Genomic DNA, 19,740 nt, shown 5'->3' on the forward strand with positions numbered 1-19,740 from the left:
TATGGAATCGAATATTTCTGGCTACTTATGCCGGGGGAAATGGCTGTTGAAGTGAGGAGCGTTCAGTGAGATGTCGGCATCCAGGGTAATATTCAGGAACTCCACCAGCATCACGGCAGTCAGCCCCCAGATCAGATACTCGCCATAGTAAAAGGACGGCATCATGTAGTCATGGTTGCGCAGTTTCCAATGGTTGAACGTCAGGTTGTCCTTGTCCAGAAAGTAGCTTAACGGGACTTTAAAAATACGATCCAGCTCCGCCATATTGGCTCTTAGTGGCGTGTCTGCGGCAATAATCCCGACAATAGGGGTGACTTCCAGACCAAAGCGCGAGACCACCGAGCCGGTTTGACCAATGATTCTGACGGCTTCCGGAGGGAGGGCGATCTCTTCAAAGGACTCCCTCAATGCGGTCTGGACCAGGTCTCTGTCGGATAAGTCCCGCTTGCCTCCCGGGAACGCAACCTCACCACTATGGGTGCTCATGTGGGGAGCCCGCCGGGTAAACACCAGCTCTGGTTCCGGTGCATTGGTAATGGGTATCAGCACTGCGGCTTCTGGCAGTTGGGCATTTATTGTTCTGGGCTGGTGGTTTTGCAGCCGTTCTTCAACCTGGTTCAACATCATGGTGACTTCAGAGGCATCCTTGCAAGGGACTTGAATTTATCATAAGTAGCTCAGCCGGATTTATCCAGTGTTCTTGGGGGCTATTAACATTTTGTTGCCTGCACAGAGTGAGTGGTCATTCTGCCCTTTATTAACTCTTTGTCGTGTATCCAGCATCGACACGCAGAAGTCTCTCTTGCTCAAAAAGCATCCTGACTCAGAATTTATCGGTGACATTGCCAGTGCTTTCAACTTTAAACGAGAAGGACTGCAAACCATTCTGGAATCCGCAATGCTCGGGAATCCAACCCTTGTTGTGGTTACCACAAAAGACCGACTCGCAAGATCAGGACTCTACTAACTATTTGGAGTACTCATCTTGTTCAGTCTTGATAATTGTTTCGAAGCTTTATTGTGGCTGTAGAAATGTGAAAGTTATTTCAGGACAGTTCCTAATAATGTCTACCCTAAGAGATCAGTTTCACCTTGAGGAACTGATTATGCAAAATGTAAACTCTGGAGCCACTTCATCACAACTCACCGGTTATGTTACCCCACCGGTTGCGGTTGGTCGTTCACCATCTCCCCCCGTCGCCGCAGTTGCCAGCGTGCCTCCGACTCCTGGCCTGAGTCCGGAACTATGCCTGCAAGAAGAAAAAATGTCGACCAATGGTACTAAACCTGTAACAAACAGAAATGTGGCACTTTCGGCACCGAGTGCTCAACGTGATGAAATCAGCAAACCTTTTCGAGACGGTGGTAACCCTGATACCGCGGGTATTTCATCCACAAATACCGAAAAGAGGATTATAAGTGACATGAAGGATGAGTTGATAAAACTCGTTGGCCCTCTGCTTTGGAATAATGCTCGCATTTGTGGGCTGGCACTCACTGGCAAAACCAGAGACCAACTTAAGTTCAAGGTGACGGCGGATTATGATTGCAGCCCGGAAGAAAAGCGGATGTTGCTCGCCGAAATAGAGCGCTTCATGCAAGATAATGTTCCGCAGAGGTTGCGAAATGAGTTCAAACTCGTAATTGATTACATTGGGCCTATAGAAGCCTTGAGTTCTGGCCCTGTAAATTCATAAGCGAAAAATTTGGCAGCAATCAGGATGCCTCCCTTAGTTCTTGTTCTTAAGGTAGACATTAAGGATTCTTCATGATGGTAAACTGAACCCTGTCCTCTTTCAGTGTTTGATGAGGGGGGCTGGTTGACAGGTGTTGCGGGTCTTGCATTGGAACCACAAAGGAAAAGAAAAGCTTTTCCCGTTAATGAAGCAAGTAGATCGACAGTTTGTTCATCTCTGAGGTTTTGTTACTCTGTTATTGTCCTTCTTTACCCGTCTGCCAGAAACAAGGAGTGAACGTTGATGACAGGATCCTCTATGCATTACTGCAGTGTCTGCGGTCATAAGACTCAAAGAAAAGTGCCTGAAGGGGACCATCGCCTGCGGGATGTGTGTAATCACTGTCACACGATTCATTATCAGAACCCCAGGGTTATCACCGGGTGCCTGCCCGTTTACCAGGATAAGGTATTGATGTGTAAACGGGCGATCGAGCCCAGAAAGGGGTTCTGGACACTGCCCGGTGGTTTTATGGAGTTGGGCGAAACCATCGAAGAGGGAGCGGCACGGGAAACCCGCGAAGAAGCCTGTGCGGATGTTACTATTGAGTCACTGTATACGCTGTTTAATGTGGTGCATGTAGGTCAGCTGTCGGCTTTTTTTCTGGCGAGACTGGAACGGCCGGACTTTGCCCCGGGGGAGGAGAGTCTGGAGGTGGCCCTCTTTACAGAAGATGAGATTCCCTGGGACCAACTGGCATTTTCTACCATAAGCCGGACGCTTCGCTATTATTTTGCCGATCGTCGGGAAGGCGTATTTCCCATGAGGCTTGAGTATGTCACGCCTCCGCAGCGGCAAGACTGACCGGGTGAAAATCGAAGGCAGGCATTTCATAAGGGTGCGCCCGCAGTAGCGCCTCAATGGCGGGTTTTAAAAACCGCTCCTGACAAAGCATTTCTACTTTCCAGGTTTCTTCTGAATGGATTTCGCCGGGTTGCCCGGAGAAGGGCTGGCTTCCCGGCAAGGGGCGAAACTGGCCGGTTCCCGGGGTTTGCCAGCAACAGCAATCATAGGTTCCATAACGACCAGCGCCGGCAGCGAACAGGGCCTCCTTGACTGTTTCAAGCCAGGGGGAGGGAATCATTACACTGACTTTGTACACCTGCGTTTCAGACTGGTGAGAAAGGTGCGCTTCATGTTGTGCAGATGATTCCTTCATGCTTATGAACCGTAGCGGAAGCGATTAATCACCGGCTGGGCATACATCTTTAGGAACCAGGGGCGGTATGGCTCAGGGCAGCGCTGCAGGTGTCGGGTAAATTCATCGCGCTTTTTCTGCAGATCGATGGCCGGGAATAACTGTTCGATCCCCGGAACCTGAATAACCTGCTCATGCTGGTTGATCTCACTGCTGATCGCTTCCCAGGCAAACAGGTTGGATGTCTGCAACTGATAGTTATGGTGAATCTGATGGTTAACCTCTTGAACCACCGAGGCGGCATCTTCAAAGTCTTCTGTCAGCGGTTTGCCAAACGCAACATGCACATGCCCTTTGTAACCATCTATGCCGGTGACGATGCTTTTCAAATCTTCATCGTCGGCTTTCTGATACTGACCGGTCTGTTGTTTCTCATAGAGTTCCCGGGCCTTGTCGCAGTCGCATGGGTCGAACTCGTAGGAGATGGAGACCGGTACAATATTCAGTGAGCGAATATTGTCAGCAAAAGCGCCCTGCCTGCCACGACGGCTCAGGTTAAACATCTTGATAATGGCCGGATCGGTCTGGTCATTACCATCCTTGGCCCGGCCTTCGCTCTGGGCAATCCAGACCGGCTGGCCTTCATCGATGCAGTGATGAATGTAGGCCGAGAGGTTCTGGAAGGCGAGCAGCTTTTCCCGTCGTCCGGACAGTGAGCGTTTGACGATAAAGCTTTTGTTCAGACGCATCAGGTCACTGACAAAAGGGCGTTTGACCAGGTTGTCGCCAATGGCAATCTGGCAGGTTTCCATATCGTTAAGGTAGAGCGCGTAGTTGACCAGGGCCGGATCCAGAACAATATCCCGATGGTTGGACAGAAACAGATAGGCCTTGTCCTTGTTCAGGTGCTCAATGCCGGAAAAAGACACCTTATGGGTGGTGGTTTTGATCACCCGGGTCAGATAGGGCTCGATGATGGCCTGAAAATCCCGGACATTATGGATATTCCGTGTTTTGTACTTTAACGCCAGAGAGGTGATCCAGGCCATGGCTCCGGAAAATTGCCGGGTTAAACCGGGGTAACGGTGCTTTGCCAACACATGGAGCAGGTCTTTATCAGTTAACAGGCGAGCCAGTGTAGGCCGGACCTCATGGTCATGGTAAGGGCGGATATCGTCAAAAGCTTCCATTTGTGCCAATGCTTTGAGGTCAGATAAGGAAAAAATCGTTATTGATCGACGGGCTATTATATTTCATGGATTGACTGCCGGTCTGTATAGACACTGTCGCGTAATGTAACTGAGGCGTATGGAGGATGCAAACCAGAGGTTGTTCATCAGTATGTGTGCGATTGAAGTGATAACGAAGGTGGAATTGGTTGCCGGGTGACGTTTATCGCTGGAATGGGAATCGCTGTGAGGAATACCTGCAAACCGTTCCCGAACATCATATAATCCAGGTTTCAGGTTCCCGGAACCTGACCATTTATAAAAATGCCAGGCAGGAATTATTCATGTTGAAGCAGTTTAAAAGTGCTGTCAGTTTGGTGGTATTGCTGGTCACGGTGGCGGGGCCGGTCTGGGCTACCACCCCTGTTAGCGGTGTTGTGGCTCAGAAAGAGCAGAAAGAACAAAAAGAGCCGTCGGTTTCTGGTAAGGTTCAGGGACAGTTAAGCGAGGCGATTCAAATCCTCCACTCAGGCCAGGCAACAAACCCGGCTAAAGCCATTAACGCTTTGCAGCGCATTGCCCGCCAGGGCGATCAGAAAGCCCGGGCCGAAGCCATGCTCTGGCTGGGCAGGGCTTATCGTGACGGGCTTGCCGGGACCGCTAAGGATATTGGCATGGCCTTTGACTATTTCCAGCAGGCTGCCGGGCGTGAAGGGCTGAATCCTGAAGCACAGTATGAGCTGGGACGGGCCTATCTCAATGGTGAAGGCACGGACCGCAACCTGATCGCGGCTTATATGTGGACCGAGCTCAGTCTGCAGGCCCCGTCGAACATATCAGCCTCTGCCGAAGCCCAGAAAGCCAGGCTGGAGACTCTGCTCAATACGGTTCAACTGGAAAAGGCCAGGCAGCTGGTGGATCAGTTGGCCACTCTTTATCTGCAATAATCAGGCTCTTGATCGCAAATGATTAAAGTGAGTTGGAGTAATTTATGTGCAGCCGTTACTCATTCAACCTGCCCAGGGTTGACCTTGGCTTTCTCGGTATCAACGATGTGTTAACTCAGAAACCCGTGCAACAGGTGGTGCCGGGGCAGCAGGTGTGGCTGGTTCGGAACAGTGACTGTGGTGCCCCTGAACTCGCCCGGGCCAAGTGGGGGCTTGTCCCTTCCTGGTTGCAGGATTTATCTCGGGCCCAGATCAATGCCCGTGTGGAGACCGCCGCTGAGTCACGAATGTTCAAAAAAGCCTGGCAGGACAGGCGTTGCCTGATTCTGGCGGATAGCTACTACCAATGGCATATGGCTCCGGGCAACCGTCGTCAGTTGTGGCGTATCGGCGCAAAAGATGGTTCGCTGCTACTGATGGCCGGATTATGGGAGCGGTTCACGGTGGACAGTACTCTCTCTTTCGATTCCTGCGCCGTGTTAACCATGCCGGCAATGCCACCGTTAATGTTGATCGCTGAGCGCATGCCGACGTTGTTGACGAAGGCTCATGCACAGCGCTGGCTGTCCGGGGAACCTTTTGATATTGAACGTTTTTCTGCCTTTCTAGCCAGCTTTCCCTGGCACAGCCAGAATATTCTGAAAGGCTGAGGTTGCGTTGTTCAGAATCTCCATTCACTGCTGAAATGCTGGTCTATCATTAGCGTTCATTGTGGCCGTGTGCAGTGAACCCAGTGCAATTTTCTATCAGGAAAAAAATCATTTTTTTTACTGTCGTGCCTGTCACGCTGCTGTACAACCTGATCTTTGGAATCCACCTCTACCTCTCACTCAAACAGGCCACGGACGCGGTCGCAAAAGGGCTGATTGAGCAGGTCTGGCATAATGCGGACAAAATTGACAGCCATACCCGGCAGCTGATGACCATGACCTCGTTTATGGGGGATATGTTGAGTCGGATGCCAGTGACTGACCATGCCATGATCAAACACTTTCTCACGGATCTGGTGGCAAGAAACTCTCTGGTTCGCGGCTTTACTTATGTGAAGCTCGGCAGCAGCCTGCAGCACTGGGATGTTTTTCATGCCTACAGGAATCAGTGCCGGGTCCGGCTGGATGAAAGCGTCGATACCGGCCTGTTTCCAGCCCAGTTCTGGTGGGCCAATCAGGATCAGCAGAAAGGGGGATTCTGGACATCGCCAAGAGGGTCTGCGGATAAAGGGTGGATTGTCAGCTATATCGTCCCGGTCATTTCAGAGAACACCCTTTATGGCTATTTCTGGATGGATATCAGCCTGGCGGATCTGCGCCAGCAGCTGGTGGAAAACACCACGGGAAATGCCAGTTTTTCCATTGTTAATGGCGCAGGAGAGTACCTGCAGACGGACAGTGAAACGCCGAAGCGCTACCAGTTAAACAGCATTCATCAAAGCCAGTTCTATTACGGTTCACCGGGGTTATGGCATGACCTGGAAGAGCTGATTGAACGAGGTGAGCCCGCTTTCCGGCATAAGTGGGTGCCGGTGCGGCAGAATGAGTACTGGTTGATGGGGGCACCCATTAAATCGGCTTCCTGGTGGATGATCAGTTATGCCCCAAGGGAAACCGTACTGGCTCCGGTTATTGACCAGGCGCAGATTAATGCATTGCTGATGCTACTCTCCCTGACACTGATATTTACCTGTGCCAGCCTGGTGTCGGTGAGAATTACCCGTCCGATTATCCGTTTGAAGCGAGCCATGGATGATTTTACCTACCGTCGGGTCATGCCGGTGATTACCCATATCAGCCGGGATGAAATGGGCAGTTTGACCGAAAGTTTCCAGCAACTGGTGACCAGGCTGGCGGACCGGGAAAAAGCACTGCATCGGGCCAGAACCAGCAATATCGGTCATTTGCTGGAGCGGCTGAGGGGGAACTATTTCTATTTCAACCTCAATAAGGATGGGTGCGTTACCCATGTCAGTCCGTCAATAGAGGCCATTCTGGGCTACACACAGAAGGAGTTTCTGCGTCCATTGATCGGGTATCTTGCTAACCGGGACAGTAAATTATGTTTTCGGGATCAGTTTCGTGAGGCCAAGCAGGGGCGATGGGGCGATACCTTTGAGCTGGATATCCGGCATCTGAATGGCAGCATCCGCAGGCTGGAAATCTTCTGGAGCGATATCGGGGATCTGGAAGACAGGCAATATCTGGTGGAAGGGCTGGCCAATGATATTACTGATCGGGTCAGCGATACCAAGAAATTCAAGCTGCTACTGGACAGCGCGCCGGACGCAACCATCATTGCCACACCGGAAGGCATTATCGGCATGGCCAACAGCAGGACGGAAGATCTGTTTGGCTTTCACCGGGAAGACCTGGTCAATATGCCCCTGAGCCTGCTGACGCCACTGGAAAACCGTCCGGGGCACCCTCTGTTGGGTGATCTGGAAAAAGCCAGTTGGGAGCAGTTGTGCCTGGTGGGTTATGAATCCCGGGGTATTGATCGTAAAGGCCGGATTTTCCCGGTAGAAATCACCAGCAACCCCCTGAAAACCGGCGATGGCCTGCTGATCTCCATGGTGGTTCGTGATATCACGGAGCGCAAACGCATTGAGCATGAGTTGATGCGGGCCAAGGAAGAGGCAGAGCGGGCCAATCTGGCCAAAGGTCTGTTCCTCTCCAATATGAGCCACGAGTTGAGAACACCGCTGAATGGCGTGCTTGGCAATGCCCAGCTGTTGTTAAGAAACCTCTCGTTATCGTCGGCCCAGCGAAAAAGCCTGAACACCATTGAGGCCAGTGGCCAGCATTTGCTGTCACTGATTAACGATATTCTCGATTTAACCAAAATTGAGTCCAGCAAGATTGAGTTACACCCTTCTGCGGTTCGATTGCTGGAGTTACTGCGTGGGGTGCGCAATATTCTCATGGAAAGGGCGGTCAGCAAGGGGCTGGATTTACGCCTGCTGCCCATTGGCACGTTACCGGAAATTGTCATGCTGGATGAAATCAAGGTTCGTCAGGTGCTGCTGAATCTGCTCAGTAACGGCGTTAAGTACACGGTTAAGGGATGGGTTGAATGCCGGGTGTCCGTGGAGGGCAATGATATTGTCTTTGAAGTCCGCGACACCGGTGTTGGTATTGCCCATGAGGACCTGGAGAGGGTCTTTGAACCTTTCCGGCAGGTCCATCTGGGGTTGCAGATCGGTGGCACTGGCCTGGGGCTGGCGATCAGTCGGCGGCTGGTTTCGGCCATGGGTGGGGAGCTTGATGTTATCAGCGAGCCCGGCAAGGGGAGCCGTTTTATTTTTGTCCTGCCGCTGGTTCTGGGCAGTTTTGCAGCGCTGAAAGAGCATCAGCGTCTTTTGCCCGGTTCCATTTATGTGCATTTGGATGAGCGCTTCCAGGGGGTTCGGGTTCTGGTGGTGGATGATGTTGAAAGTAACCGGGATATGATGGCCGGGTTGCTGGATTCAGCGGGTTTCAGGGTTGATACCGTCGGCAATGGCCTTCAGGCGGTGGAAGCGGTGAAGCAGGTGGACTTTGACCTGATTTTGATGGATATCTCCATGCCGGTGATGGATGGGGTGACAGCGATCAGGAAAATTCGTGAACTTCCCGGAAAAGTATCGGTCAAAGCAGTGGCTGTGACCGCCAGTGTGAGCCATGAGGCCAGGGAGCGGCTGTTGATTCAGGGGTTTGACGAATACATTGGCAAGCCCCTGGATGCCGGGCTGATGTTTGATAAAATCCGCTGTTTACTGGGTGTGGATTATGTCACCGCGTTGCCAAAACCAGAGTGGAATGAGAATGCTTTGCTGCAAAGTCTCAAAGAGATGCGAATGGACAGCTTTGTGCATGCCATTATTTCTGCTTTTGAGCAGGGCGATCTGGAGTCGCTGGAGCAGGCGCTGCACTCATTTGAGAACGACCCGGCATTGGCCGATGTGATTGGCTTCCTGCTGATGCTGACGGCGGATATGGATATTGCCCGGCTGGAAAATTTTATTGGTCAGCTGGTAGAAAATTTTAACCATAGACGTTAAGGCATTATCAGTCAGTTTTATTGATATGGATTCATTATCAAAAGCAGTAAATTCATTCTCGACAGCAGGGTTTGCCAACCCTGAGAGTTGCCCGGTGCAACCGGGCAAACATTCAAACCCTGAAACTGCACACTGCGAGCCTCCTGGTAACAGAGAACAGCTAAGACAGGAATTGCTCGATGCTGTGAAGGCAGGCACGTTAGGCGCTCGACAGATCAGGATGAGCTCCGCGAAATCAGGCCATGCAAGATTCAAAAAAGAGTCGGATTATCTTGACCATAAGGATAAGTTACCCAAAGGACCAAGGCCCGTCATCCTGATTATGGAAGATGTACCCACGATACTCAGGCCGAACCATGTCACTGTTGGTCTGATAAAACCCGGTACGCTCGCTGCCTATAAAAAAAATGCCATTACATCCTTTCTAGAGAACAATGCGGTAAAGCCGGATGAGCTTTCTGCCAAATGCCTGCCTGACCACAGTTCACTGCAAAAGAAAATGGAGGAGAGAGCTAAACGGATCTGTACCGTTTATCAGGGATCTTCATCCGGTAAACTGCGCTGGAATGGCACATTCAAACCGCCTGAATTCAGGGAAAAAGATTATGAAAAGTTAACATGCCATTCAGAATGGCTAACCACCGGGTATAAAAAATCACAAATCAAGTGCTTTCTTACTGCAAAAGAGGACCTTGGCAAAGACATTACCGATCATTTGCAGGATAAACACCAGTTAGAAGAGACTTTTGGCATCGACCCATTGCCCTGGCTGGTTTATTCCCAGCAAAGCGGCTCGGCAGAGGTTTATTTTGAGGATGAAGTCAGTGGCCATCTGTCAGCGCTGCATAAAGCCAGGCTCACTAATTTTTCGATATCCCATATCATTGCTGAAGAAACCTTCAGGCAGGTATTGAATTTTCTGCCAATGCCGTTAAGAGCAAAGACCCTGAATCAACAGCATCTGCCAGCGATGCAGTATCCATGTCAGGACATTATAAAACTGGTAACGAACCCGGACTTCAATCATCAACACTTAAGGGAATTAATAGACCAGATCTGGAAATTAATAGACCAGGATTTCCCGGTTGAAAAAACGTTTCTTTACAAGGGGAAGTGGCAGACAGTACTTGATTTGTTGATCCAGTCAGCAACAACGTTATGGTTACAAGATCATCATCGTAGTATGTCTCTGTATTATAACCAACAAGAGCATAGGGGAGAGAGAGCTGACGAGGAAGATGTTTTTTTCCAGTTATCTACTGAACTGGCCAGACGCGGGGTGTCTTTTGATGAAAAAAATGGCAAGCATCTGTTAAGGGAATTTTATTCGATTAGACTGTGCTGTCGTTTAAAGGCATTGGGATTATCCTACAAGGGGGGCGATTTAGGGTATTTAATTACTGATGTCCCCTTCTTTAATGATCCGGCTGTCATGCTGGAATTTCATCAACGTTGCCAGAGACTCAGTTCAGCAGAACTGCAAGAAGTGTTTGACTACGTCCTTCGACGACCTTTTCAAGGGTATCACCCCTATGACCAATTAAAGAACTATTTATTGGCTCTGTTTCGTTTTGGTGAACCCGATGAGCAAATATTCAGCGCTGTGAGAGAAAAAATAGCAGACACCGGAGCTGATGGCATTGAACAATCCCTGGGAACACTTTGTGCAGATGATTATATCCACTGGGCTAAAGAACTCCGGGAGCGGCGGGATCAAGAGCCCTTTTATCAGCAGTGGCCAGAAAATATCAAAAAAGGGCAACAACAAATAGACGAACTGCGAAAGTCCTTCGGCCTTACCGGCAGTCAATCTGCCCAACCTGCCTCATTGATGCAACCAGCAGCGTTGCAATTTATCGTCGACGCCTTCAGCCAACCGCCGGTTCTGCCCAATGCCAAAGATAACGAAGAGACCATTCTGAGAATCTTACAGCACTATTACCGACGTCCCGGACCAGAGCGAGTCATCCAATGCCTTGGCCGTGAGACATTGCCCGTGGTGTGGAAGTCTGCTCACAGCTGCAGTCATGTATTGCGGGCCCGGAACAATCTGTTGTGGTATATCGAGTTGCTGGACAAATTCGATCCGATGCAGTTCTCTGACATTGAAAAGAATCTGTTGTCGCTGGCCATTATCTATCATGACGCCGCAGCGGAAGATGTCCCCAAACGAGATGAAGAAGCCAGGGCGGCTGACTATTTCAAACGGGATCTGCAGGGGCAGTATCCACAACAACAGCTGGATGGTATAGCCGAGGCGCTGGCCAGCAAGGAAGACGACGTACATGGCAAGAGCGACCAGACTATTTCCCCATCGGTTCGCCGTTATCTGCAGGTACTGCGTTTTGCTGACCGTATGGACTATATCCGATGCACCGGGGTTGATGCCTCGTTCCCGGGATTCTGCACAGGCCGACACCCGCTTACAGGGTTTGACCCCCGGCGTTTGGATCTGCCGTCGCAACTCACCAGGGATTTCACCGGTGAGCCTGCCCTGAAGCCGGACTTCCAACGCCAACTGGAAGCTGCCATGCATGGTGCCGCTGATCTGTTACAGGTCACTGGCAGCCATAGTGAAGACTGTCGGGCGGATTCCTATATCCAGACGTATCATCTCAAACCTGACAGGACGGCCATCAAAGAGAAATTTGAACTGACCCCCTTGCCACTGCAGAACATGGAAAACTGCCTGGATGATAATGTCCGGCGTTTTATTGCCAGCCGTGCAGGCATTCACACCTGTTCCAGCCCTGACCATAAAGACTGCAAGACTGACAGGCAAAACGGGATTACCCGTGGCATCCATAATAGCTTCCATGATCTCAGGCAAGTGCAGGTGCCAACAGGGATGACCCGGCTGGAAAAGATGCAGTGTCGCCAGGGTTTCAGTCTGCTCAGCATGGCAACACAAGAGGCCATCGCCCAGGAGGTGCAACGACTGCAATCCGAAGGGATACTTATGAGCCTTGGCACATTAACCCAGCAAACCCTGAAATCACCCCCGGCAAAACAAGTGCTTGAGCAAAGAGGCTTTGCGGTGATCAGTGAGAAGCGCTTCAGGGGATATGACGACACTGGCAAGGTAAACCTGCAGGAAATGCTGGTGCCCATTCCTGTGGGTTCTGTCGGTTCATGATGCTTTTGTTCAGGAGGCTGTGGTCGCAATGATCATCAATGGTCTTCATTTTTTTCTCTTCCTTTTTTTTCTTTTTGGTTGGTCGGTGTGCTCTTTTGAATGTTCTTCGGCGGTTGAGTGAAAGTAATCTGAGGGTTGCCTTCCTTTATCGGTGGTCATGTGTGCCTCATCTGCACGCCTTCTTTTAAGCCCTACAGAGGCAAGCCCCGGCAGCGGGGTGTCTACCCTGGTCTTTATGCGATCAATACATCGTTTCATGGAATCCCGATCCCGGTTCCCAAGCTCGTTCACCGGGATTTCAATGACCTCAAATCCTGATTTTTGCAGCAGTGCGATTTTAAGCAGTGTCGAGCCATTCCTGGTTTTGAAATCACCACCCACGTAATGAGACGGTCCCTGAACTTCAATCACAATGTTGTGATCTGGCAGTAGCAGGTTTACCGGAGGTAATGTGTTCAGACTTTTTTCTTTTTTAATCCTCAAAGAGGGAATGCGTGATTGGAGTTGATCGTGGAAGTCGGTTTGAGTTTTTGACATGGTTGTCCGGTAATGGGGGACGAATGGACAAGGTTTCCCAAGCCAACTTGCGGCCATGGCAATAATGGTTTGCTCATCTTCATTGTCCGGGAATGTATTTTCCATGCGAGTAAACAGGTCATCCAGGTGCTTTTCAAACACGTTATTTCTATTGGCATTGGGAACCAGAGACAACCTGGCACAGCATACCATTAGTCCCCAGAGAGACATTAATATGTCTTGCTCAGAGAGCTGAGGGTTTTCACTGATTTGACCGACAAGCGATTCGAACGTAGAGGTAACCACGTTCAGCTCAACGAATTCACCCAGTTTCGCAATGGCCGACAGCAGGTTGGCGATAGCCTGAGGAATAAATTGGTCTTTCTGTGCGTTCACGCAGGGCAACAGCACGGCCACAGCCTGGTTGATATCTGGTGTCTGCTCCTGCCCACTGTCCAACAGTTTTGCCATGGCCCACAGCAGGTTGGCTATATGCTGAGGAATAAATTGGTCTTTATGGGCGTTCACGTAGGGTAACAGCACGGCCACGGCCTCGTTGAGCCCTGGTGTCCGCACCTGCCCATTGTCGACCAGTTTCGCCATGGCCCACAGCAGGTTGGCTATATGCTGAGGAGTAAATTGGTCTTTATGTGCGTTCACGTAGGGTAACAGCACGGCCACGGCCTCCTTGAGTCCTGGTGTCCGCACCTGCCCGTTGTCTACCAGTTTCGCCATGGCCCACAGCAGGTTGGCAATAGCCTGAGGAATAAATTGGTCTTTCTGTGCGTTCACGTAGGGCAACAGCACGGCCACGGCCTTTTTGAGCCCTGGTGTCGGCTCCTGCCCGTTGTCCACCAGTTTTGCCATGGCCCACAGCAGGTTGGCTATATGCTGAGGAATAAATTGGTCTTTCTGTGCGTTCACGTAGGGTAACAGCGCGGCCACGGCCTCGTTGAGCCATGGTGTCTGCGCCTGCCCGTTGTCCACCAGTTTCGCCATGGCCCACAGCAGGTTGTTGATTTCCTGTGGTTTAAAGTTAGCTTTCTGTGCGTTTACTTGCGGCAACAGCGCGGCCACGGCCTCGTTGAACTCAGGTGTTTGCTTCTGCCCATTGTCCACCAGTTTCGCCATGGCCCACAGCATGTTGGCGATTTCCTGAGGTTTAAAGTTAGCTTTCTGCGCGTTTACGTGGGGCAACAGCGCGGCCACGGCCTCGTTGAGCCCTGGTGTCTGCACCTGCCCGTTGTCCACCAGTTTCGCCATGGCCCACAGCAGGTTGCCGATAGCCCGGGGAATAAATTGGTCTTTCTGTGCGTTCACCCGGGGCAGCAGTGCGGCTAAGGCCTCTTTGAGCCCTGGTATCCGCTCCTGCCCGTTGTCCACCAGTTTCGCCATGGCCCACAGCAGGTTGGTGATTTCCTGTGGTTTAAAATTAGTTTTCTGTGCGTTTACGTGGAGCAACAGCACGGGCACAGCTTCTTTGAACTCTGGTGTCCGCTCCTGGCCGTTGTCTGTCAGTTTCGCCATGGCCCACAGCAGGTTGGTGATTTCCTGTGGTTTAAAGTTAGCTTTCTGTGCGTTTACTTGGGGCAACAGCGCGGCTACGGCTTCCTTGAACTCAGGTGTTTGCTTCTGCCCATTGTCCACCAGTTTCGCCATGGCCCACAGCAGGTTGGCGATTTCCTGAGGTTTAAAGTTAGCTTTCTGCGCGTTTACGTGGGGCAACAGCGCGGCCACGGCCTCGTTGAGCCCTGGTGTCTGCACCTGCCCGTTGTCCACCAGTTTTGCCATGGCCCACAGCAGGTTGGCGATTGGCTGGGTGTCAATGTCGCTGGCTCCAGGTTGTAGGTGGCACTTGAATATTATTGCATCAAGTAGCGTTGACAATAAGGCAGCTTGAGTATGCCTGACACCCTCATCCATGGGGTGATGAGGGGTAAAAGCACCTGCTGAAGTAAATGAATGAAGTGTTGTCGTCAGGCTTCGCCAATTCCAGCTCCGTGTTACTGTAAAATTTTGCAGAAAACGCATCAGCTGGCTTTGTTCCGCTCGATTTAACGGTCTTTTAGAAGCTGACGCGTATTTTTTAATGGTACTGGCAAATTGACCATGATTACTCCCATTATAGCGTTGAGCGAAACGAGCAGATTTACTCAACAGATCATCCATTATTTCCGGGTTGACAAGGGCATTAAAATCTTGAGCAGGGGTAGGGGTTACTGAACGACACTGTAGATTTTGAGAAGTGTATGCGCCAGAAGCAGGGTAAAATTCATTACGCCCCGGGATAGTGCGGTAGGGATTATCCCTCTGTCTTACCGTGTCATGTCTATATTGCCCAAGCCTTGAAGAAGCGGCCTGGTTATCCGGTTGGTGGTAATAATTGCCTGATCTTGCGTTAGCAGCAGAGGTTCTATGCATAGTTATATTTCATTAATTCACGAAAATATAATAAAGCAGACAGCTGTTCTGTGCAGAGGTTCATTTTGCTGCAATATCTAAACTAAGTTTCTGCCAAAATGGAATTACATGGTCGTACCAGTGGGGACATTAAATGTCGATTTTCTGAATAACATTTAAGAATTGCTCGGTTTTACCACAGCTATAAACAGATTCATCACTCGTCATATTACACGCCATAAACAGAGCCTGATGCTGTGTTTTGGATAAATCGCTGAGGTAGTAATCGTGGCTTATCCGATAGGTTCCCCCATGAAGATTGATACTGACCCGGTTGCGATAATGCATCAGCAGCCCGGACTTCAGTGCTTTGCCACCATTGAGAACGGTCACTGTCTTCCGGAATTTTGCATTGACAGCAAGTGAGGGGTGTTGATTCCCACGGGTGAGAAGTTGTCGCGAAAGGCAGGCCTGAGGCGTTTCTCTTGTGCCGGTTTGAACTTTACTCAAATTTATCTTGTCTAAATGACCGGATTATCCGGACTGCTTCCGGTTGTATTCAACAAAATATGGTTATTTACTCCAGGCAGGAGACTAGAAACAATGGCAATGCCTATATCAACGTCCCTTAATGATGCTCCTTCTTCCGAGCCAGTTTCAGGACACCGTCCCCACACCACACCCGCAGCACAACAGGGCCAGATGGCAGGTTTCGCAGTAGATAAATAAGAGTACCTTCATGTCGGGCCTTACCCCCGAATTCAGGGGATGGGCAAACACTACCGCCTGCCACCGCGCCGGTAATAGAGAGACAGGTTGCCAGCACCGGTGATCCATCCGGGGCGGCCAGCTTGTCCGAAAGACCGGCCGAAGCGAAGCCAATGGAAAACCAGCCCCTGAATTACCAGATCCTCAGCAACACTTTTAAACGGACGTCTTATGCCAGCAGTTTATGTTTTGGAGCCACCATACCTGATGAGCAGGTCCGGGTGGTGATGGGCCACCTCCAAAAGATGGACAAACAGGGTAATAGATCTGTTACCATTTTTTTGATGTCAATGATATGTAATTTCAACCTGGGTACAGAAAACAAAAAGTGTGGCAATCATGATGGAAGGGAGGGGATTACTGGCTGTTGTTTCTCTTCCTTTTTTTTCTCTTTGGTTTGCCGGTGTGCTCTTCTGAATGTTCTTCGGCGGTTAAGTGAAAGTAATCTGAGGGTTGCCTTCCTTTATCGATAGTCATGTATGCCTTGCCTCATCTGCCCACTTTCTTTTAAGCGCTACAGAGGCAAGCCCCGGCGGCGGGGTGGCTACCCTGGTCTTTATGTGATCAATACATCGTTTCATGGAATCCCGGTTCCCAAGCTCGCTAACCGGGATTTCAATGACCTCAAATCCTGATTTTTGCAGCAGTGCGATTTTAAGCAGTGTCGAGCCATTCCTGGTTTTGAAATCACCACACACGTAATGAGACGGTCCCTGAACTTCAATCACAATGTTGTGATCTGGCAGTAGCAGGTCTACCGGAGGTAATGTGTTCAGACTTTTTTCTTCTTCAATCTTCAAAGAGGGAATGCGTGATTGGAGTTGATCGTGGAGGTCGGTTTGAGGTTTTGACATGTTTGTCCGGTAATGGGGGACGAACGGACAAGGTTTCCCAAGCCAACTTGCGGCCATGGCAATGATGGATTGCTCTTCTTCATTGTCCGGGAATGTGTTTTCCATGGGAGTAAACAGGTCATCCATGTGCTTTTCAAACACGTTATTTTTATTGGCATTGGGGACCAGAGACAACCTGGCACAGTACACCATTACTCCCCAGAGAGACATTATTATGTCTTGCTGAGAGAACTGAGGGTTTTCACTGATTTGGTAGACAAGCGATTCGAACGTAGAGGCAGCCACCTTCAGCTCAACGAATTCACCCAGTTTCGCAATGGCCCACAGCAGGTTGGCGATTTCCTTTGGTTTAAAGTGAGCTTTCTGTGTGTTTACGTGAGGCAATAGCGCGGCTACGGCCTCTTTGAACCTTGGTGCCCCCTCCTGCCTGCTGTCCACGAGTTTCGCCATGGCCCACAGCAGGTTGGCGACCGCCTGAGGAATAAATTGGTCTTTCTGTGCGTTCACGTAGGGCAACAGCGCTGCCACGGCCTCTGTGAACTCTGGTGTCCACTCCTGGCCGTAGTCCACGAGTTTTGCCATGGCCCACATCAGGTTGGAGATTTCCTGGGGGTTAAAGTTAGCTTTCTGTGCGTTTACGTAGGGCAACAGCACGGCGACAGCCTCTTTGAACTCTGGTGTCCGTTCCTGGCCGTTGTCTGCCAGTTTTGCAATGGCCCACAGCAGGTTGACGATTTCCTGTGGTTTAAAGTTAGATTTCTGTGCGTTTACGAAGGGCAACAGCGCGGCCACGGCTTCTTTGAACTCAGGTGTTTGCTTCTGCCCATTGTCCACCAGTTTCGCCATGGCCCACAGCAGGTTGGCTATATGCTGAGGAATAAATTGGTGTTTCTGTGCGTTCACGTTGGGCAACAGCGCGGCCACGGCCTCGTTAAGTTCTGGTGTCCGCTCCTGGCCGTTGTCTGCCAGTTTCGCCATGGCCCACAGCAGGTTGGCGATTTCCTGTGGTTTAAAGTTAGCTTTCCGTGCGTTTACGTAGGGCAACATCGCTGCCACGGCCGCTGTGAACTCTGGTGTCCGCAGCTGCCCGTTTTCCACCAGTTTCGCCATGGCCCACATCAGGTTGGAGATTTCCTGTGGTTTAAAGTTAGCTTTCTGTGCGTTTAGGTGGGGCAACAGCACGGCCACAGACTCTTTGAACTCTGGTGTCTGCTCCTGGCCGTTGTCTGCCAGTTTCGCCATGGCCCACATCAGGCTGGAGATTTCCTGAGGTTTAAAGTTAGCTTTCTGTTCGTTTACGTGGGGCAACAGCACGGCCACGGCCACGGCCTCTTTAAACTCAGGTGTTTGCTTCTGCCCATTGTCCACCAGTTTCGCCATGGCCCACAGCAGGTTGGCGATTTCCTGTGGTTTAAAGTTAGCTTTCTGTGCGTTTACGTGGGGCAACAGCGCGGCTAGGGCCTCTTTGAACTCAGGTGTTTGCTTCTGCCCATTCTCCACCAGTTTCGCCATGGCCCACAGCAGGTTGGCGATTTCCTGTGATTTAAAGTTAGCTTTCTGTGCGTTTACTTGAGGTAACAGCGCGGCCACAGCCTCTTTCAACTCTGGTGTCCGCTCCTGCCCGTTGTCCACCAGTTTCGCCATGGCCCACAGCAGGTTGGTGATACCCTGAGCAATAAATTGGTCTTTCTGTGCGTTCACATTGGGCAACAGTGCGGCCACGGCCTTTTTGAGCCCGGGGGTCCGCTCCTGCCCGTTGTCCACCAGTTTCGCCATGGCCCACAGCAGGTTGGCGATTTCCTGTGGTTTAAAGTTAGCTTTCTGTGCGTTTACTTGAGGTAACAGCGCGGCCACAGCCTCTTTCAACTCTGGTGTCCGCTCCTGCCCGTTGTCCACCAGTTTCGCCATGGCCCACAGCAGGTTGGCGATACCCTGAGCAATAAATTGGTCTTTCTGTGCGATCACATTGGGCAACAGTGCGGCCACGGCCTTTTTGAGCCCCGGTGTCCGCTCCTGTCCGTTGTCCACCAGTTTCGCCATGGCCCACAGCAGGTTGACGATTTGCTGGGCGTCAATATCCCTGGCTTCAGGTTTTTGATGGCACCTGAATATTATTGCATCAAGTAGCGTTGACAATAAGGCAGCTTGAGTAAGCTTGACACGCTCATCCCTGGGTTGATGAGGGGTAAAAACACCTGCTGAAGTCAATGAATGAATTGTTGTCGTCAGGCTTCGCCAATTCCAGCTCCGTGTTGCTGTAAAATTTTGCAGCAAACGTATCAGCTGGCTTTGTTCTGCTCGATTTAACGGTCTTTTAGAGGCTGACGTGTATTTTTTAATGGAACTGGCAAAGTGACCGTGATTTCTCCCATCATAGCGATCAGCGAAACGATCAGATTTACTCAACAGATCATCCATTATTTCTGGTTTGACAAGGGCATTGAAATCTTGAGCAGGGGTTATTGAACGACACTGTAGATATTGAGAAGTGCATGCGCCAGAAGAAGGGTAAAATTCATTATGCCCCGGGATAGTACGGTAGGGACTATCCCTCTGTCTTATGTCAGGTCTATATCGCCCAAGCCTTGAAGAAGCGGCATGGTTATCCGGTTGGTTGTAATAATTACCTGATCTTGCGTTAGCAGCAGAGGTTCTATCCATAATTATATTTCATTAATTCACGAAAATATAATTAAACAGACAGCTGTTCTGTCCAGAGGTTCATTTTGCTGGAATATCTAAATGCCAAAATAGAATTACATGGCCGTACCAGTGGGAACATTAAATGTCGATTTTATTTCGGGACAATTACCTGGGAGGCTGACCGAGAATAGCGCCCGTCTAGGCGACCCCGTAGCGAGGATGGCAGAAAATTGAGGATAAAATTCGGTTTTGTGGGTCACAGTAGGAATGGTGGTCACCCGCCACCCCCTGCGCAGACCGTAGTTGCACTTTCAAGACCTTCTTAATGCATATCACAGCCCTTGTAGGAACTCTTCCATCCAGTCATCGTTGTTGACCAGTTCTGACTCTGTCGCCAATG

The 19,740-nt window shown here is 50.5% G+C and carries 13 protein-coding genes; 7 read left to right on the forward strand and 6 right to left on the reverse strand.

Annotation, left to right across the window (positions count from 1 at the left end):
- Positions 1-21 precede the first annotated feature (21 nt).
- A complete protein-coding gene (locus tag ACO6VE_RS11315) occupies positions 22-627 on the reverse strand; it encodes a CoA pyrophosphatase (RefSeq protein ID WP_422448688.1) in 606 nt (201 codons plus the stop codon).
- A 67-nt stretch (positions 628-694) separates the two neighbouring features.
- On the opposite strand from ACO6VE_RS11315, the gene ACO6VE_RS11320 reads away from it, so the two are divergent.
- The 3 genes from ACO6VE_RS11320 (at position 695) to ACO6VE_RS11330 (ending at position 2,540) form a co-directional block, all read left to right on the forward strand.
- Entirely contained in the window at positions 695-967 is a 273-nt protein-coding gene (locus ACO6VE_RS11320) for a hypothetical protein (protein WP_422448686.1), read from the forward strand.
- A gap of 139 nt (positions 968-1,106) precedes the next feature.
- Complete coding sequence (locus ACO6VE_RS11325) at positions 1,107-1,697, forward strand: hypothetical protein (RefSeq protein ID WP_422448684.1); 591 nt, start codon at positions 1,107-1,109, stop codon at positions 1,695-1,697.
- A 297-nt stretch (positions 1,698-1,994) separates the two neighbouring features.
- Positions 1,995-2,540, forward strand: coding sequence for an NUDIX hydrolase (locus ACO6VE_RS11330; protein ID WP_422449560.1), 546 nt, complete (start codon positions 1,995-1,997; stop codon positions 2,538-2,540).
- Here the strand turns inward: ACO6VE_RS11330 and ACO6VE_RS11335 are convergent.
- Positions 2,515-2,895, reverse strand: a complete 381-nt coding sequence (locus tag ACO6VE_RS11335; RefSeq protein ID WP_422448682.1) for a hypothetical protein — start codon at positions 2,893-2,895, stop codon at positions 2,515-2,517. The two genes, ACO6VE_RS11330 and ACO6VE_RS11335, sit on opposite strands and share 26 nt — an antisense overlap.
- A 2-nt stretch (positions 2,896-2,897) precedes the next feature.
- The gene (locus ACO6VE_RS11340; RefSeq protein WP_422448680.1) at positions 2,898-4,064 is read right to left on the reverse strand and encodes a 1-acyl-sn-glycerol-3-phosphate acyltransferase; all 1,167 of its coding nucleotides are present in this window, start codon (positions 4,062-4,064) and stop codon (positions 2,898-2,900) included.
- Positions 4,065-4,387: 323 nt separating this feature from the next.
- Between ACO6VE_RS11340 and ACO6VE_RS11345 the strand changes: the two genes are divergently transcribed.
- From ACO6VE_RS11345 to ACO6VE_RS11360, 4 genes are all read left to right on the forward strand, one after another.
- A complete protein-coding gene (locus ACO6VE_RS11345; RefSeq protein WP_422461350.1) occupies positions 4,388-4,990 on the forward strand; it encodes a tetratricopeptide repeat protein in 603 nt (200 codons plus the stop codon).
- 44 nt (positions 4,991-5,034) lie between these two features.
- A complete protein-coding gene (locus ACO6VE_RS11350) occupies positions 5,035-5,640 on the forward strand; it encodes an SOS response-associated peptidase (protein ID WP_422448676.1) in 606 nt (201 codons plus the stop codon).
- A gap of 83 nt (positions 5,641-5,723) precedes the next feature.
- On the forward strand, positions 5,724-9,023 hold the full coding sequence (locus ACO6VE_RS11355; RefSeq protein ID WP_422461352.1) for an ATP-binding protein: 3,300 nt from the start codon (positions 5,724-5,726) through the stop codon (positions 9,021-9,023).
- Between the two features lie 25 nt (positions 9,024-9,048).
- Complete coding sequence (locus ACO6VE_RS11360) at positions 9,049-12,159, forward strand: hypothetical protein (RefSeq protein WP_422461354.1); 3,111 nt, start codon at positions 9,049-9,051, stop codon at positions 12,157-12,159.
- A gap of 45 nt (positions 12,160-12,204) precedes the next feature.
- On the opposite strand, the gene ACO6VE_RS11365 is transcribed toward ACO6VE_RS11360, so the two are convergent.
- The 3 genes from ACO6VE_RS11365 to ACO6VE_RS11375 form a co-directional block, all read right to left on the reverse strand.
- Entirely contained in the window at positions 12,205-15,096 is a 2,892-nt protein-coding gene (locus tag ACO6VE_RS11365; protein ID WP_422461356.1) for a DUF1601 domain-containing protein, read from the reverse strand.
- 129 nt (positions 15,097-15,225) lie between these two features.
- Complete coding sequence (locus ACO6VE_RS11370) at positions 15,226-15,468, reverse strand: hypothetical protein (protein ID WP_422461358.1); 243 nt, start codon at positions 15,466-15,468, stop codon at positions 15,226-15,228.
- 848 nt (positions 15,469-16,316) lie between these two features.
- The gene (locus tag ACO6VE_RS11375; protein ID WP_422461360.1) at positions 16,317-19,358 is read right to left on the reverse strand and encodes a DUF1601 domain-containing protein; all 3,042 of its coding nucleotides are present in this window, start codon (positions 19,356-19,358) and stop codon (positions 16,317-16,319) included.
- Between the last annotated feature and the right edge of the window lie 382 nt (positions 19,359-19,740).

This window comes from Endozoicomonas sp. ALB115 (assembly GCF_049310245.1).
In the GTDB taxonomy this organism is placed as follows: domain Bacteria; phylum Pseudomonadota; class Gammaproteobacteria; order Pseudomonadales; family Endozoicomonadaceae; genus Endozoicomonas.

Coding starts and splice junctions, on each gene's coding strand:
- ACO6VE_RS11375 (WP_422461360.1), bottom strand. CDS start 19,358: ATGGATAGAACCTCTGCTGCTAACGCAAGATCAGGTAATTATTACAAC.
- ACO6VE_RS11340 (WP_422448680.1), bottom strand. CDS start 4,064: ATGGAAGCTTTTGACGATATCCGCCCTTACCATGACCATGAGGTCCGG.
- ACO6VE_RS11365 (WP_422461356.1), bottom strand. CDS start 15,096: ATGCATAGAACCTCTGCTGCTAACGCAAGATCAGGCAATTATTACCAC.
- ACO6VE_RS11335 (WP_422448682.1), bottom strand. CDS start 2,895: ATGAAGGAATCATCTGCACAACATGAAGCGCACCTTTCTCACCAGTCT.
- ACO6VE_RS11345 (WP_422461350.1), top strand. CDS start 4,388: ATGTTGAAGCAGTTTAAAAGTGCTGTCAGTTTGGTGGTATTGCTGGTC.
- ACO6VE_RS11330 (WP_422449560.1), top strand. CDS start 1,995: ATGCATTACTGCAGTGTCTGCGGTCATAAGACTCAAAGAAAAGTGCCT.
- ACO6VE_RS11360 (WP_422461354.1), top strand. CDS start 9,049: ATGGATTCATTATCAAAAGCAGTAAATTCATTCTCGACAGCAGGGTTT.
- ACO6VE_RS11325 (WP_422448684.1), top strand. CDS start 1,107: ATGCAAAATGTAAACTCTGGAGCCACTTCATCACAACTCACCGGTTAT.
- ACO6VE_RS11350 (WP_422448676.1), top strand. CDS start 5,035: ATGTGCAGCCGTTACTCATTCAACCTGCCCAGGGTTGACCTTGGCTTT.
- ACO6VE_RS11315 (WP_422448688.1), bottom strand. CDS start 627: ATGATGTTGAACCAGGTTGAAGAACGGCTGCAAAACCACCAGCCCAGA.